12 protein-coding genes are annotated in these 16,497 nt (G+C 60.4%); all 12 read right to left on the reverse strand.

Annotation, left to right across the window (positions count from 1 at the left end; translation table 11 throughout):
* Position 1: 1 nt before the first annotated feature.
* The gene (locus C1N56_RS18435) at positions 2–304 is read right to left on the reverse strand and encodes a BrnA antitoxin family protein (protein WP_058775497.1); all 303 of its coding nucleotides are present in this window, start codon (positions 302–304) and stop codon (positions 2–4) included.
* A 222-nt stretch (positions 305–526) separates the two neighbouring features.
* Positions 527–1,531: a glycosyl hydrolase family 8 gene (locus C1N56_RS18440; protein WP_394516954.1), complete on the reverse strand. Its 1,005-nt coding sequence runs from the start codon at positions 1,529–1,531 to the stop codon at positions 527–529.
* A gap of 9 nt (positions 1,532–1,540) precedes the next feature.
* Complete coding sequence (bcsD, locus tag C1N56_RS18445; RefSeq protein ID WP_394516955.1) at positions 1,541–1,987, reverse strand: cellulose biosynthesis protein BcsD; 447 nt, start codon at positions 1,985–1,987, stop codon at positions 1,541–1,543.
* Positions 1,987–5,790: a cellulose biosynthesis protein BcsC gene (locus C1N56_RS18450; RefSeq protein WP_136547567.1), complete on the reverse strand. Its 3,804-nt coding sequence runs from the start codon at positions 5,788–5,790 to the stop codon at positions 1,987–1,989. Before C1N56_RS18450 ends, bcsD begins: the two co-directional genes overlap by 1 nt.
* 11 nt (positions 5,791–5,801) lie before the next feature.
* Entirely contained in the window at positions 5,802–8,321 is a 2,520-nt protein-coding gene (bcsB, locus tag C1N56_RS18455) for a cellulose biosynthesis cyclic di-GMP-binding regulatory protein BcsB (RefSeq protein WP_394516956.1), read from the reverse strand.
* Complete coding sequence (bcsA, locus tag C1N56_RS18460; protein WP_394516957.1) at positions 8,318–10,423, reverse strand: UDP-forming cellulose synthase catalytic subunit; 2,106 nt, start codon at positions 10,421–10,423, stop codon at positions 8,318–8,320. Before bcsA ends, bcsB begins: the two co-directional genes overlap by 4 nt.
* A 61-nt stretch (positions 10,424–10,484) precedes the next feature.
* Complete coding sequence (bcsQ, locus tag C1N56_RS18465; RefSeq protein ID WP_031279622.1) at positions 10,485–11,285, reverse strand: cellulose biosynthesis protein BcsQ; 801 nt, start codon at positions 11,283–11,285, stop codon at positions 10,485–10,487.
* Positions 11,276–11,908 carry a cellulose biosynthesis protein BcsO gene (gene bcsO / locus C1N56_RS18470; protein ID WP_127833511.1) on the reverse strand — a complete coding sequence of 211 codons (633 nt, stop codon included), beginning with the start codon at positions 11,906–11,908 and terminating at the stop codon, positions 11,276–11,278. The genes bcsQ and bcsO overlap by 10 nt, the downstream gene beginning before the upstream one ends.
* A gap of 474 nt (positions 11,909–12,382) precedes the next feature.
* Positions 12,383–13,393, reverse strand: coding sequence for a dipeptide ABC transporter ATP-binding subunit DppF (gene dppF / locus C1N56_RS18475; protein ID WP_021507018.1), 1,011 nt, complete (start codon positions 13,391–13,393; stop codon positions 12,383–12,385).
* The gene (dppD, locus tag C1N56_RS18480) at positions 13,383–14,369 is read right to left on the reverse strand and encodes a dipeptide ABC transporter ATP-binding protein (RefSeq protein WP_021507019.1); all 987 of its coding nucleotides are present in this window, start codon (positions 14,367–14,369) and stop codon (positions 13,383–13,385) included. Before dppD ends, dppF begins: the two co-directional genes overlap by 11 nt.
* A gap of 12 nt (positions 14,370–14,381) precedes the next feature.
* Entirely contained in the window at positions 14,382–15,284 is a 903-nt protein-coding gene (gene dppC, locus C1N56_RS18485) for a dipeptide ABC transporter permease DppC (protein WP_021507020.1), read from the reverse strand.
* 9 nt (positions 15,285–15,293) lie between these two features.
* Entirely contained in the window at positions 15,294–16,313 is a 1,020-nt protein-coding gene (gene dppB, locus C1N56_RS18490; RefSeq protein ID WP_021507021.1) for a dipeptide ABC transporter permease DppB, read from the reverse strand.
* Between the last annotated feature and the right edge of the window lie 184 nt (positions 16,314–16,497).

Consider the following 16,497-nt stretch of genomic DNA (forward strand, 5'->3'; position numbering starts at 1 on the left):
ACTATTTACCCTGCAGTTCTCTTAGCATCGCGGCTCGCAGGATCGCGTTGAGGCGCGTCTGGTAACCTTTGCCAGGCGCCTTTAACCACTCAAGAATATCCGCATCGATTCTGATCGAAGCCTGGGTTTTTACCGGGCGGTAAAAACGCCCCCGTTCGGCAGCCTGCCAGAAACTGTCGTCTAACGGCGCAATATCATCACACTGGATGTCGCTGTCCTGTTTCCGGCTCAAAGCATCCAGCTCCGCCTGTTGCTTGTCGGTGAGCGGCGGTAATTCACTGCGTTTAAACCTGACTTTGCTCATAGCGCCTCCTCTCAATACGCGTTGCATGGCGTGCGCTGATAATCCTTATTCGCGCGATTTATTTTGATCGGGCGCAATAGCTGCACGTTCAGTACAGGAATGAAATGAAATACAGACAGGTCTGGAATCGAGTGAAACGCTGGAACAGCGGTTTGAAACCAGGCGGGCGGGCCTGATGGTGATCGGCCGGACGGAAGGTTAATTCCGTCCGGCACAGAGAGGCTATCGCTTCTCCTGATAAGCCAGCCAGGTCAGCAGTTGCAGGCTGGCGGAGAAATAGTTTTGCTCCGGCGCCAGGCGGTCGCTGAGGTAGCCGGTTTGGTTGAGCGTCAGGTCGCGCACCGCGGTCAGGCCACCTTCCATATTGTAAGGTGCCGGGGTATTGGCCAGCACATCAAACCACGCTGGCGTGGTGTCGCGCGCGTAGCCCTGCCAGACGCGCTGGAAGGGCACCAGCCGCAGGCTTTGCGGATCGTACCACCAGATATTCAGCGGAATACGGATCGCGTCATAGCTGAAGCGGTTGGAATAGCCGACCGCCGGCGCGACGGAGCCATCGGCGTTCAGCGCCACCCAGTCCAGCGGCAGGCCGGTTTTGCCAAACTGCATGTCGCCCAGCAGCGCAAGGCCATCATCAATCAGCGTGTTCCACACGCGCAGATGGCTGTGCTGCGCAAACTCCTGCCATGCGGCGAACAGGAAATAGGAAGGGTTAAGCACCACATAGCTGGTTTTATTGAAGCCCTGCGCACCCGGCAGCATGACCTTGCGGCCGGCGTAGTCGATCACCGTTAGCTTGATGACCGCGCGCTGAATGCGATCCGACGCCTGCTGATAATCACCGCCCCACTTCTGTGCCGCGCGCTGCAGCGCCCAGGCGATCAGCACATCCCCGTCCGAAGCATCATTTTTATCGGCGATGGGATCGGCCGCGCCCGGCGTGTAGCGCCAGTAGAACAGATCGTTCTGCGGATTGCGCAGATGGGTGCGCGTCCACTGCCACAGCAAATCAAAGGTGGCGCGATCGTTATACGCCACCGCCAGCAGCATGCCGTAGCCCTGGCCTTCGGTGTGGCTGACGTTGTTGTTGGCCGTATCGCTGATGCGGCCGTCGCTGCTCATAAAGCGGCTTTTGTAACTGCTCCAGCCATCGGCCGCCGCCTGAGCACTGAAAAATATCACCATGAAACACAGCATCCACTGACGCCAGAACAGCATCACTCTCATCACAGCTTCCTATTGGTATCGATAATGCAGCGTGCCGCCGTCGATTTTTTCCAGCGTCAGCGGTACCGCCGCGCTACCACCCTGCGCACGTAGCCACTGCGCGTACACGCCGGCCAGCACTGCGCTCAGCGCCAGCTGCCAGCGTTCTGCATCAAGCTGGCTGTCGCCCTGCGGCAGGGCATGGTGCTCAAGCATAATCGCGTTCTGCTGCGGCTGCAGCTGGACAAAGCCCCAGTTAAAGCGCGCCAGCTGGAGATTAATTTCGCGCTCCAGATCCTGCACGGTGCGCACCTCCGGCAAAGGATAGCGCGTTGCCAGCAATTCGCCCACGCCGTTGAGGAAGGCTTCCGCCTCCGCGCCAGCGTTGTCCAGCATGCTCTCAATCATCACGCTGACCAGATCAAACCAGCCCGGCTGATACGGATGGCTGATGCGTGCGCCCGGTTGCTCACTCATTAGTTGTCTCCAAACAGATAACGGAAGTACAGATTGGCTGTGCTTTCGTTGTAATCGCCAAAGGTGTCATAGCCGAGCTGGCCGCCGATGGTGACATCTTTATTAATCTTATAATCGGCACCGGCGTGCAGGTTATAGCCGATACCGTTTTTGCTCTCACCGCTGTAATAGGCACTTTTGACAAAGCCCTGATCGGCGAGGCTTTGCAGCTGGGACTGCAGCGACGGATCGTTGGGGAAATATGCGCTCTTGTCCTGGCTGTACGACTGATAGCCGACCGAACCGCCAACGTTGACTTTCAGGTCATCAAACTTGCGGCTGAAGTCGACAGGGAACGATACCGCGGCATAATTCTGCGGACTGAAATAGCCGCCCTGACCGTAGCTGAAGTAACTCAGGTTTTTGGAGAAATCCATCCACGACAGGCTCATGCCGACCTTCAGCTCGCGGTCGTCGTAGTGGTAAGGCCGCACGTAAGCGCCCGCCGTGGCCTGTACGCTGTTGTTGCTCGCCACGTTCTCGCCCAGATAGCTGTAAGCGCCGCCGCCGACGTAGAAACCCGCGTCGCCGTTATCGAAGCTCAGCATGGCGTTGCCGCCGTTTTTGGTGACGCGCCCCCAGCGCTTGCCGCTGGTCTTGTCCTCCACGCCAACGTACGACAGCAGACTGTCGGTCATGGCGCGGCGTTCACCGGTGAGGATCAGCGTCAGGAAATCGGTCAGCTTCGGTGACCACTGCACGCCGCCCACCAGCGTACTGAGATCCTGGCCGAGCGGCGTGCTGCCGAGGTCGATTTTGTAGCTGTCGCCCTTCAGCGCCATATTCAGTTCCACGCCGGTGGCCTTTTGCGAATCGGTCGATGAAGACGGCGTGTCGTCTATCTTGGCCGCGCCGGATGCCACCACATTGCCCTGCACCAGCGCGTTGCTGCCGAAGCGACGCCACGCATCACCGGCCGCACTGCCAGCGGTGAGCGACACCGGCGTCATCGTAAAGTCGAAGCGCGACTCGCCGAACGGCACGGTCGAGAAGGTCAGTGGCGCTTTGGCTTCGGTCAGCTTGCTGAGCCCCGATTCGCCGTCGCGTCCGCGCACCTGCATCTGCCCCTGTACCCAGGTGCCGGTTTTCTCCTGCAGATTGTCCATCATCTCGTCAATCTGGCGCAGCGTCTGGCTCTGCCGGACCGCCGGCGTGGTGCTCGCCAGCGTGACGTCCTGCGCGCTGCTGCTGGTGGCCGGGGCCGTTTGCCACGGCATTACCGTGCCATAACTGGAAGGCGAACCGGACACCGGCGAGGTGCTGCGGTTGATAAACGGATTGTCCGCCAGCGCCAGACCGCCAACGGTCGGCACGCTGCCGCTCTGTGCGCCCTGCAGACCAATCAGCTGGCCGCGCGCGCTGCGCAGGTAGCTCATCGCCTGGCTGTGCTCGCCGTTAGCTTCCGCCACGCGCGCCAGCAGTAACAGGCGATCCGGCGTCTGCTCATTGCGCAGGCCGCGGGTTAAGGTGTTCGCTTTGTCGACGTCGTTCTGCGCCAGGGCCACATCAATAGCACCGGTGCGCGCATCCTGAGTGGGCGTATCCTGCGTCAGCAGATAGTCATACACCACGCCCGCTTCTTTGTTCATCTTGCCGGACTGATACAGACGCGCCATGGCAAACATCAGATCGCGGTTCTGCGGATCGTGCTGCAGCGCCCCCACCAGCTTGTCATAGGCGGCGGCGTACTGCTTCTGCTCGCGCAGGCGATCGACTTCATTGATGAGATAACCATTGCGGATGCCGGCCAGCTGCGTGGGCGTACTGCGCGCCTGCAGCTCCGGACTGCTGAGGAAGCTCTGTGCTTCGGTCGTCAGTCCCGCCTGATTCAGTACCGCCACCTGCGCGGCGTAATCACCGGCGTTGCCCTGCACGCCGCGCTGCATGTTGCCGCGCACCACCGTCACCGCCGTGGTGAGATCGCCGGCTTTGGCCAGTTTCTGTGCCAGATTACCGGCATCGACCGGATTGGCGGGCGGCGTGGCGGCCAGCGCGCGCAGCGTATTGGCCGCCGCCGCGTCAGAGCCCTGCGCCAGATAGCGATCGGCGGTGGCCATTTGCAGATTGAAATTCACGCGCTGCGCCAGTTCGCGCATCTCGCTGTTCTTGCTGCCGTTGGGAATGCGCGCCAGCAGCTGGCTGGCCTGCTGCCAGGCACCGCTCTCGCTGGCGTTGAGCGCACCGGCATACAGCTCGCTGGTGCTGGCACCGCTGCGCAGGGTCGGCTGCATGACGTTGGCAGCCAGTAAACTATCGCCCTGCGCGCGGTAGATGCGCGCCAGATCGAGTCGCAGCCAGCCGTCGCTGGGATAGCGCTGAATGGCGCTGTTCAGCGTGGCGATGGCCGCACTGCGGTTGCCTGCCGCCAGCTCGCGTTTTGCCTGCGCACGCAGCGGATCGCTGCTGTTACCGCGCGGTGCCACGCTCTGGCGCACGCTGTCGGGCAATGATGCCAGCAGGGTATTGGCTTCGGCGCTGCGGTTTTGCTGGCGCAGCACGTAAAACAGTCCCTCTTTGGCGCTGCGGTTATCGGCATCGCTCTGCAGAATGGCCCGGTAGGTTTGCTCCGCCTGCTGCAGCTGATTGCTGCGGCGCAGCACATCAGCGCGGAACAGCTTCGCCGATATACCTTTTTCGCCCTCAGCCTGCGTCAGCGGCTCACTCAGCGCCAGCGCCTGCGCGCTGTCACCGTTTTTCAGCGCCTGCTGGGCATTCGCCAGCTGCGCGTAAAAGCGGGCGTCGGCCGCCTGCTGCTGACGCTGCTGGCTCTGATCGCCGCCCAGCTGAGCGGCGCGCGTCAGATAATCGGCGGCTTCGGCGTAGCGTCCGGCGCGCTGCGCCACGTAGCCCATACCGGCCAGCGCATCGGCGTCCTGCGGGTTGGCCTGCAGCACTTTTTCAAAGTTGTTCTGCGCACCGCTGACGTCGCCGCTGTTCAGCGCGCTAAAGCCCGCCCCCTTCTCCGCGCCGCCGACGTTTTTGCGGTAGTAATCCACCACGGCGCTGTCCTGCGGATGGCGCTGCTGCCAGGTCTGGTACAGCGCGGCGTCCGACGCCTGCGGCGCCAGCCACAGCAGCGCCTGACGCAGCGAGCGATCGGCCTCTTTATTACCGTCCGCCATGCTGGCCAGCACATCAATGCCCTGCCGGCGCGTCGCTTCCTGATAGGTCAGCGCTTTGCCCAGCGCCAGCTGAGCGCCGGTATCCTGCGGATGGTCGGCGGCAAACTGCCGCAGCGCCTCCACAGCCTGGGGCAGCAGCGTGCGGTCACCGGCCATGGTCAGATAATATTCTGCCGCCACGCTGGGTGGCGGCTCGTTGCCGCTGAAGGTGTTGCGCCAGGTTTGCAGCGCGGCGGCGATGTTACCGCTGCGCGCCTGCTGACGCGCCAGCGACAGCTGCGCCTGCGGAATGCTCTGCAGCTGTCGCGCGTTGTCCAGCTCCGTCAGATGCGGGTCGTTGGGCGATACCGCACTCAGGCGGGCGCGCCATTGTGCCGCATCGGCCGCGCTGCCGCTTTGCTGTGAATAGAGCGCCAGCAGATACAGCGCCTGGGTATTGTTCGGCTCCACCATCAGGATTTTTTGCAGCGAGGCTTTCGCCAGATCGTCATGCGCTTTCTGATGCCAGTAGGCCGCCTGGTCGAACAGTGCCTGTAACGCCGGATTGGTGCTCTCCGCCGCCAGCAGCGGCTGTGAGAACGTCAGCGCGCCGCCCAGCAGGAACGCCTGACGAATACCGGCACTTATCAGCTGTTTTTTCATTATTTTTATCCTTACTTCCGGCCGGAGTGGCTATCGTCTTGCGGGTGGAGACGGCGCCACGCGTGGCGCTTCAGCATCACCCAGGCCGCACTGCCGATCAGCGCCGACAGCAGCAGCGCCGCCAGCGCCATCAGTACCGAGTGCTGGTTGGCATACCACACCACCATCATGTACCACGGCATTTCACCGCTCGGGAACTGCGGCCCGACGCGGAAGCTGCGGATACCGTTCTCATCGGTGATGATGGCGGTATCACCGCGGATGCCGGCGTTGATGCGCGCCGAATTCAAATCATCGTGCAAACGCAGCAGCTGCTGATCGCTGGTGGCGACCGTCATCACCACCAGACGATCGGCGCTCCACGGTGAGCGATAGCTGACAAAGCCGCGCCACGCTTCATTTGAGGAGAAGTAGCGATCGGCATCCAGCTGCTGGCGAGACCAGTCACCGGTCAGCCAGCCGCGCAGCTTATCGACGGTGGTCGGCTCTTTAACGCCCAGCGTGTTGCCGCTGGTCTGGTAAGCGGTGCCGGCCAGCATCTGCTGCGTGAAGGCGCTGTGCTGCATGGTGCTCACCGCCAGTACATCGCTGTGCTGCAGGCGCGTCAGATTGGTGCCGCCATTCGGCAGGCCGAACAATACCTGGTTCTGTACCAGCGGCACGCCGGTGGCGTTACCGGCGCGCGCGGCCATGTCCAGCAGCGTGGCGATCTCGGCATCACCCGGCGCCTCCGGCAGCAGCAGCGTGGTTTGCGAAAAATCCGCCAGCCGCGAGAACGGGAACGAAGCACCGACGAAGTACGACAGGTTCGGCAGCATGGTGAAGTGACGCGTGTGGCTCAGATCGATCCACGAATCCTCTTCGATACGGCTCTTGATGTTGTTGTTGAGCAGCACGCCGCACGGCGCATCCGCCTTTGGCTTGATGTTGAAGTAGAGCGCCAGCTGGTTGTCGCCGTAAATCAGGTATGGCTCCAGCTTCAGCGTGTACTGCTCCTGGCGTGCATCGCCGCCCAGCCGGTGCCAGGCGCTCTCCAGCAGCCCGACTTTGTTCACCGTCAGGTTGCGCAGGAAGGTGCCGTTCAGCGTGACGTTAAGAAACGAATTGTTTTCATCGATCCAGCTTTCCGACGGGAAACGGTAATGCAGATTGACCGGAATCGCGTCGCCGTCCCACAGGAACAGATCCGGCGCCGCGCGGAAGTTAACCCGCAGCGCATCGTGCCAGATACCGGTGGTGGTCAGGCTCTGATCTTTACGCAGCAGCTCGCTGAGACGCACCGGGCGGCTGGTGTTGATCCAGCGCGGTGCGTCGTACGGTTTGCGCGTGCCAATCGGCTGCGGCGGTACGTTCAGGCTGCTGGCATCGGTGGCCAGCGGCTGCGTGGTCAGGCGGTTGGCCGCCTGGCGCAGCTGGGCATCATCTGCACCGACCACCAGCAACAGTTTGTACACCGGATTGTTGGGGTTATCGATCACCTGCAGCAGCGGCCCCTTCGCCGCAGGCAGCGTCACGCTGCCGATTTTGTCACCCGGATGGCCGATCAGGATACCGTTGTGCTCGGGCAGATCGCCGCGCACCACCGGGAAACGGATGCCACGGTAATCCGACTGAATGCCGAGCCAGGAAGCCACCAGCGCGGCGGCGCTGACGCTATCCGGCGAAACGTTAGCGGCAAAACCAAAGGTCACGCTGGCGGGCATCATGCGCTGCACATCAATAAACGGACGCGGGAAGTTGCGCAGGCTGGTGCCGATGTTGAGCTGCTGGCCTTCAAGGCTGAGCGTGGTTTTCGGCAGAATGGTGACCTGATACTGCTGCGCGCTCTCTTTTTCGCACAGCAGCTTGTCGGCATCGTTAATTTTAAAGCTGAGGTTATTACTGGAAACCACCATCGCCGCCGGAATATCCAGCTGATAGTCGCTGACATCGCTGTCGCTGGCCCCCAGCGGCAGCGTGCCGAGCGGCTGGCCGTTGAGCATCAGCTGCAGCGACGTGTTGCGCGCCGCCAGCGCGGCAGAGACGCGCAGCGACAGGTTGAGCCGCGCATTAGTGATCACCTCATCGCCCGGCAGGGTAAACAGAATACCGGACTGCAGCTGGCCGCCGGTCAGGGTGATGCCGCGCGGCTGCCCCATCTGCGCCACCGAAATGGTGCTGCTCACCGGCTGGTTTAACAGCGCGCCAGCGGGCTCAGCGGCAGCCGATGCCTCCGCAGCCACCGGCGGTATGACGATATCAGGCGCAGCCGATGCTGCTGGCGTTGCTGACTCTGCCGGCGGTGCTGACTCTGCTGGCTGTGCGGGTGCTGTATTTTCCTGCACCGGCGCTGCATCGCCCGGCGTGTACGGCGCGTCGCCCGCCGCCTGCTTCAGCTGCGGATCGGCACTGCCATCCAGCCCCTGCGGCGGCGGTACGTCAGAGAGCGCGGCGCTGTCCTGGGTTACCGCCGGCGTCTCTGCCCAGGCAGGGGCGAGCAGCAGCGTGGTGGTCAGCGCGCTGGCCAGCAGCGTGTACGTCAATGTTTTCATGCTGCGCTGTCCTCTTTGGCCGTTGCCTGGCCATCACGCTTGCGCGCCTCACGGCGATCTTTCCAGCTCAGCCAGAACAGCTCAAAGACGGTACGGATGATGGTGCCGAGCGACACCAGCGGATTGTCCTGCTTATATTCCGGCTGGATCCACGCATCGGCCCGCGCCAGCACCACGCGCACCAGTTCACGGCGGCGCGCCAGCGGCATCGCGCCAAAGCGCAGGCGAATGGTCTCCTCATCACCGGAGATCTTGCTCACCGGAATGGTGATGGCACCCGATTTCAGCAGCAGATCGATCTCTTCGATTTCATCGTGCTCATGCCGGTTGTCCGGCGCATCCAGCTGCGCGCCGCCCATCGACAGATCGCTGGTTTGCGTGCGCGAAGAGATGCCGCTGGCATAGTGAATCACCGCCGGGATCTGCACCTCGATACGAATGGTTTTACGCACCTGTTTGGTTTCACGCGCCACGGCAATCGCCGCCATCAGGATGATCAGGCTGAACACCGCCCAGCCGACGTTGAGCGCAATCACATACGGGTCCACCCCGAAGTAATCATGCGCCACGGCGCGCACCACGCCGGCCAAGATGCCAATCGACAGCAGCGCGGCAACGATGACGTGAGGCCGCACGATGTGGAAGTCAAAGAAGCCCTGGTCCAGCAGGCCGCCTTTATCCGTCACGTTGAATTTGCCGTGCTTTGGCGACAGCAGAGTCAGCAGCGTCGGAATCACCAGGTGGAAGCACATCACGGTTTCGTAGATTTCACCCCAGAAGGTGTAGCGGAATTTGCCGTTCATGCGCGAGTTGACATACAGCGACATCACCAGATGCGGTAGTACGTAGGCAAAGATGAGCGACGCCGACGAGTGGATAATATTCAGGTTAAACAGCAGGTAAGCCAGCGGCGCGGTGAGGAATGCCACGCGCGGCAGGCCAAACTGGAAGTGCAGCATAGCGTTGAGGTAGCACAGACGCTGCTGCCACTTAAGCCCACGGCCCAGCAGCGGATTGTCGACGCGGAAAATCTGCGTCATGCCGCGCGCCCAGCGGGTACGCTGAATCACGTGCAGACCCAGACGTTCGGTCGCCAGTCCCGCCGCCAGCGGAATTGCCAGGAACGCCGAACCCCAGCCGAGACGCTGCATTTTCAGCGCGGTATGCGCGTCCTCGGTGACGGTTTCCACCGCGAAGCCGCCAATCTGTTCCAGCGCGCTGCGGCGGATCACCGCACAGGAGCCGCAGAAGAACGTGGCGTTCCAGTTATCGTTGCCCTGCTGCACCGGGCCGTAAAACAGCGAGCCCTCATTCGGGATGCTGCGCGCGGCGCGCAGGTTACGTTCGAACGGGTCCGGCGAATAGAAGTAGTGCGGCGTCTGCAGCAGCGCCAGCTTCGGATCTTTCAGGAACGGACCGACGGTAGCCTGCAGGAACGTGCGCGTCGCCACGTGGTCGCAGTCAAACACGCAAATCAGCTCGCCTTTGGTGATTTTCATGGCGTGATTGAGGTTGCCGGCTTTGGCGTGGCGGTTATCGTCACGCGTGATATAGCCGACGCCAACGTCGGCGGCAAATACCGCGAACTCGCTGCGTTTGCCATCATCCAGCAGGTAAACTTTGATCTTATCGCGCGGGTAGTCGATACACTGCGCCGCCAGCACGGTATCCCGCACCACGTCGAGGCTTTCGTTGTAGGTCGGCACGTAGACATCGACCGTCGGCCACAAGCGGGTATCATCCGGCAGCGGTTCGATGGTGCGTTTTAATGGCCAGCTGGTTTGCAGGAAGCCGAGAATTAAGATCAGCCACACGTACAGCTCGGCCAGATATAAGCCGATACCGAGAATCGCTTCAATTTCGGAATTAAACTGCAGCGTCTCCGTGGTGCGCCACCAGATATATCGGGTCGACATCAGCGCGGAAAGAAAAACCATCACAATGGTTATTTTACGGCTTTTACTGAAGCCCAGTAAAAACATCATGCCAATATTGATCAAACCAAAAATATACTGTTTCTGGCTGTCCATAGGCGTGATGACGATTACCGCAGCGACCGGTGCAAGCACCAGCAGCAGCAGGTAAAACCCGAGTTTACTCATGATTCACCCTGAAGAAGCTGTGTTGTTATTATTTGAACCAGGCCGCTGGCGGCCGGGCTTGTTAATAATGACTGCGGATCGGTGCCTGAACTTCGCCGTTGCCTACGTTGATATTCAGGATATTCGCCACCCGTTTTGCCACCAGTTCAATATCAAACGCCGCTGCTGAAGCCGGGCTGAAATCATAGATTGACTGCTGCGAGGCATTGGCCTCAGCCACGCTTTCATCGCGGTGCACCACGCCGAGTAAATTATCGCCCAGCCGCTGCTGCATAAATGCGGTTACTTCACGGCTGATATTCCGGCGATTATCACTTTGGTTGAGCACGAAATAATGACCGTGCTGATTATTTAATGGCTGGCCAATCATGCGATGGTTTTCAATTTGCGGCAGCAGCGCCACCGAGGCGGTATCCGCCAGCATCACCACTAAATGCATATCGGCCAGCGCCTGCATGGCTTTTAGCGCCGGGCCGGGTCCCGGCGGAAAATCCGCAATAATCACCAGACCCGGATAATTCAGAACGGTATCCAGGCCGCGTTTTAAGAAATGGGCATCGTGCGCCAGGTTGTGTTCGAAGCGCTCACGCTGCGCTTCGGTCACCTCACCGTAAGGCATGACAAAGATGTTGCTGCCGGTGGTAAGGATCGACTGACTCCAGTCAGCCTGCTCTTCCGAGCGCGCCACAAAGCCGCGGCTGTCGTGCAGCGGTACGCCAAAATGCAGGCGCAGCGCATTTTGTACGTCAAAATCGATCGCCAGCACTTTGCTGCCGGCACGCGCCAGACTCCAGGCCAGGTTGGCCGCCATGGTGGTTTTTCCTACTCCCCCTTTTGGCGAGCACACACAAACTAATGGCATAGCGCGATCTTCTCCAGTAACGGTTTGAGCAGTGTTTCTTTAGATAAATGAACCGGTTCCGCCGCACGCGAGCGGAACAGTGCGCCAAAGCGCGAGGGCGTAGCAGGCTCCGGCTGCACCACGGCGGGCGCAGTGGCCGGTGCTGCGGCAGCAGGGGCGACCGCCTGTTCAGCGACCGGCGCGCTGACCGGCGGCGGTGGGAACAGTGAAGTGGCCACCTGACGTGCTACGTGCGTGGCTGCTGGTGCCAGCGACGACACGGACGCGGCAGTGGGCGCGCTGCTTGCCGGTGGAAACAGCGCGCTACGCGGTGTTTCTGTGTCGGGTGCCGGCGCGCTGGCGGCGAGGCTCTGCAGCAGCGATGCCTTTTCACTGCGGGCGACGGGCGCCGGATTAAGAGCCTGTGGCGGCGCGACAAACTCATCGCCGCGAATCGGCTGCGGCTGTGGCAGATCGACGCGCTGGCCGCTACCCAGCTCCGGCTCATCATCCGTCGCCAGCTGACGGATGATCGCCCACTGGCTGTGATCGGCTTCCAGCGATTGCCCGGACATATCCTTAAAAGCAATGTCCAGCGTTTGCGTTTTTTCCTGGAAACGCTGCAGATCGTCGTAGTTCTTCATGATCAGAGCCTGTTAAAGCGGAGGGGTAATTTCCGCGAATATAACACACACGTTAAGACACGGTGAGAGAATTCTGATTATTAAAACCGCAGATTCGACAAAAGAGTTTTATCTGAAAGATTGAAAATATGCAGATGCAAAAAGCATGCACTGATTAATTGAGCAGGATTAATAAAAATCGATTAACGGAAATAGCAGCCGGAAGATAATTAAAGTAATGCACTGATAATAAACAACATATCATTGAAATGTGCAGTTATCTCTGGCCGTGATGACGCTCACACAATGCGGCACGAATTCAGAATTTGCCTTAACCTTTTCGCTGTGGTTCAGGACCAGCGATTTAAAGATTCAGTCGCGTAATACATTTCTGCCATCGCAGGCGATTAAGACACGTCAGGTTAATTTTACTCATGTATCAGGCCACCAATAACAAAGGCTCCCGCAGGAGCCTTTCGCACTGACTGGCCGTAATTACGGCGTCGCCACCGGCTGATTCTCATCCTGGTCGACGGCGAAGCAGGCGATTTGCTGCTCACCATACTGCTTCAGTTTCGGCTGCAGCTGCACGCAGGTACCGAAACGGCGGCGGCAGCGTGCGTTAAACGCACAGCCCGGCGGCGGATTCAGCGGGCTCGGCAGCTCACCGGTCAGTTTGATGCGCTCGCGGCGTTCGTCCGGATTGAGGCGTGGCGTGGCCGACAGCAGCGCCTGAGTATACGGATGGCGCGGGTTGCTGAAGATCGCCTCTTTGCTGCCCTTTTCCACACAGCGTCCGAGGTACATCACCATGACTTCGTCGGCGATGTGCTCCACCACCGACAGGTCATGCGAGATGAACACATAGGACAGGCCGAGATCCTGCTGTAAATCCATCATCAGGTTGAGCACCTGAGCTCGCACCGAGACGTCGAGCGCCGAGACCGGCTCATCGGCAATCAGCACGTCCGGATCGAGCATCAGGCCGCGCGCGATAGCGATACGCTGGCGCTGACCGCCGGAGAACATATGCGGATAGCGATCGTAGTGCTCGGTTTTCAGGCCCACTTTGGCCATCATCTCCAGCGTTTTTTCCCGCCGTTCCGCTTTGCTCAGCGCGGTGTTGATCACCAGCGGCTCTTCCAGAATCTGGCTGATTTTCTTACGCGGATTAAGCGAGCCGTACGGATTCTGGAACACAATCTGGATTTTCTGCCGGCGCAGCTTTTGCGCCTGCGGATCGTGTTTCAGCAGATCCTGCCCGTGCCAGTACAACTCGCCGGCGGTCGGCGTTTCAATCATCGTCAGCAGGCGTCCGAGCGTGGATTTACCGCAGCCGGATTCGCCCACTACCGCCAGCGTTTTGCCACGCTCAAGGTTAAAGGAGACGCCGTCCAGCGCCTTCACCAGGCGCTCCTGGCCGAACAGGCCCTTTTTCACCGGATAGTGTTTTTTCAGGTCAATCGCCTGCAGCAGGTAATCCTGCTTGGTGTTATCAAGACTCATAAGTCGGTCTCCCGGCATCATCCAGTGGGAAGTGACATTTGGACTGGCGGCCCGGAATATCGCGCAGCTCAGGTTCTTCAGTACGGCAGCGGTCGGTCACGTACGGGCAGCGCGGATTGAGCAGACAGCCGTTAGGGCGGTCATACTTGCCCGGCACCACGCCCGGCAGCGACGCCAGCCGCGCTTTGTCGGCGGCAAACTCCGGCAGCGCACGCAGCAGCGCCTGCGTATACGGGTGACGCGGCGCTTTAAAGATATCCACCGCTTTGCCGCTCTCCACCACCTGACCGGCGTACATCACGATGATGTGCTGCGCCGCTTCGGCCACCAGCGCCAGATCGTGCGTGATCAGGATCAGCGCCATGTTCTCCTGCTTCTGTAACTCCAGCAGCAGTTCGATGATTTGCGCCTGAATGGTCACGTCGAGCGCCGTGGTTGGCTCATCGGCAATCAGCAGCTTCGGCTTACAGGCAATGGCCATGGCGATCATCACGCGCTGGCTCATACCGCCGGACAGCTGATGCGGATAGACATCGAGCCGCGATGCCGGATCGGGAATGCCCACCTGCTCCAGCAGGTCGATGGCACGCTGACGCCGCGTGCGCTTGCTGCCGCCCTGATGCACTTTCAGCGCTTCCATGATCTGGTAGCCCACGGTGTAACACGGGTTGAGGCTGGTCATCGGGTCCTGGAAGATCATCGCCACTTCTGCGCCCACCAACTGGCGGCGCTCTTTTTCGGAGATGCGCTGCAGGTCGCGCTGATTGAACTCCAGCTTCTCCGCTTTCACGCGGCCGGGATAGTCAATCAGCCCCATGATCGCCAGCGAGCTGACCGATTTACCGGAGCCGGACTCGCCAACAATCCCGACGACCTGGCCCTGTTCTACCTGGTAACTGATGCGGTCAACCGCACGGAACGGTGCCTTTTCGTCGCCGAAATGCACCGACAATTTTTCTACATTTAATAACGCCATCTCGGTGCCTCTTTACTGCTTGAGTTTCGGGTCGAGTGCATCACGCAAACCATCGCCCATGAGGTTAAAGGCCAGAACCGTCAGCAGGATGACCACTCCGGGGAAGGTCACGACCCACCAGGCACTCTGCGCATACTGCAACACGTCGGAGAGCATGGTGCCCCACTCCGGCGTCGGCGGTTGCGCCCCCATACCGAGAAAGCCCAACGCGGCCATATCCAGGATGGCGTTGGAGAAACCTAACGACGCCTGCACGATCAGCGGTGCCAGGCAGTTAGGCAGAATATTGATGAACATCTGGCGCAGCGTACCGGCACCGGCCACGCTTGAGGCGGTTACGTAGTCGCGATTGACTTCCACCAGCACCGCTGCGCGCGTCAGGCGAATGTAGTGCGGCAGCGCGACGAAGGTGATCGCCAGCGAAGCGTTGACAATCGACGGGCCAAAGATGGCCACCAGCACCAGCGCCAGCAGCAGGCTTGGCAGCGCCAGCATGATATCGACGAGGCGCATAATCACTGCATCTACCACGCCGCCGAGATAACCGGCCATCAGGCCGAAAATCACCCCCAGAATCAGCGACAGCACCACCACCATGCAGCCCACCAGCAGCGACAGGCGCGCACCAAACATCAGGCGCGACAGGATGTCACGGCCGACGTCATCGGTGCCCAGAATAAATTTCCAGCTGCCGCCTTCCTGCCACACCGGCGGGTGCAACAGCGCATCGCGGAACTGCTCAGCCGGGGCATGCGGCGCCAGCACATCGGCGAAGATGGCGATTAGCAGCATCAGAATGATGTAAACCAGGCCGATAACCGCGCCTTTGTTACGTTTAAAATAGTGCCAGAATTCCTGAATCGGGGTCATCGGCTTCGGTGCAGCGGTGACGCTTGCGGGATCAACAGCAGACATGATTCCCCCTTATTTCTTATGACGGATGCGCGGATTCACCACGCCGTACAACAGATCAACCAGCAGGTTGACCAGAATGATCAGGATTGCCACCAGCAGCACGCCGCCCTGCACCACCGGATAATCACGGCGCTGCAGTGCTTCGATCAGCCAGCGGCCGAGTCCCGGCCAGGAGAAGATGGTTTCGGTGAGGATGGCGCCCGCCAGCAGCGTGCCCACCTGCAGACCGATCACCGTGACCACCGGCAGCATGGCGTTACGCAGCGCATGCACCACGATCACGCGCATGCGCGTCAGGCCTTTGGCGCGTGCGGTGCGGATGTAATCTTCACCCAGCACTTCCAGCATCGAGGAGCGCGTCATACGCACAATCACCGCCAGCGGAATGGTACCCAGCACGATGGCCGGCAGGATCATGTGCATCACCGCATCTTTGAAGTCGCCCTCTTCGCCCCACAGCAGCGTATCAATCAGCATAAAGCCGGTGAGCGGATGGCTGTCGTCAAGGAAGATGGTGTCGCTGACGCGGCCAGAGACCGGCGTCAGGTTGAGCTGCACCGACACCAGCATGATCAGCATGATGCCCCACCAGAAGATCGGCATTGAGTAGCCGGTCAGCGAGATGCCCACGGCGGTGTGATCGAAAATTGAGCCGCGTTTCACCGCCGCCAGCACGCCGACCGGAATACCCACGGCAACGGCGAAGATCATGGCGCAGATGCCCAGCTCAAGCGTGGCTTTAAAGCGCGGCACGAACTCATCCCACACCGGGATGCGGCTTTTCAGCGAGATGCCGAGGTCGCCATGCAGCACGCCGTTGATGTAAGTGATGTACTGTTTCCACATCGGCTGATCGAGACCAAACTGGGCCATCAGCTGCGCATGACGTTCGGGGGAGATACCGCGTTCACCGGCCATGATCAGCACCGGGTCGCCGGGGATCAGGTGAACGAAGGCAAAGGTCAATAATGTAATACCGATGAACGTCGGGATGACAAGGCCCAGACGTCGGAGTATGAATTGCAGCATAAGCCGGATTCTCAGTCATTTTCCGTGGCGCTAACGCCATGGACTACATTGCTCACAATCCGCAGCCGGCATAGCCGGACGCGACGCAAGAAGCGCTTCAAAATCCCCGTCATACTTCACGCTGCATCAGCGCAAGGTATTGAGGGTTTATAAGAAATTAGCCGGAAATAAAGTGCGGAGTACG

Source organism: Pantoea sp. SGAir0175, from assembly GCF_043547855.1.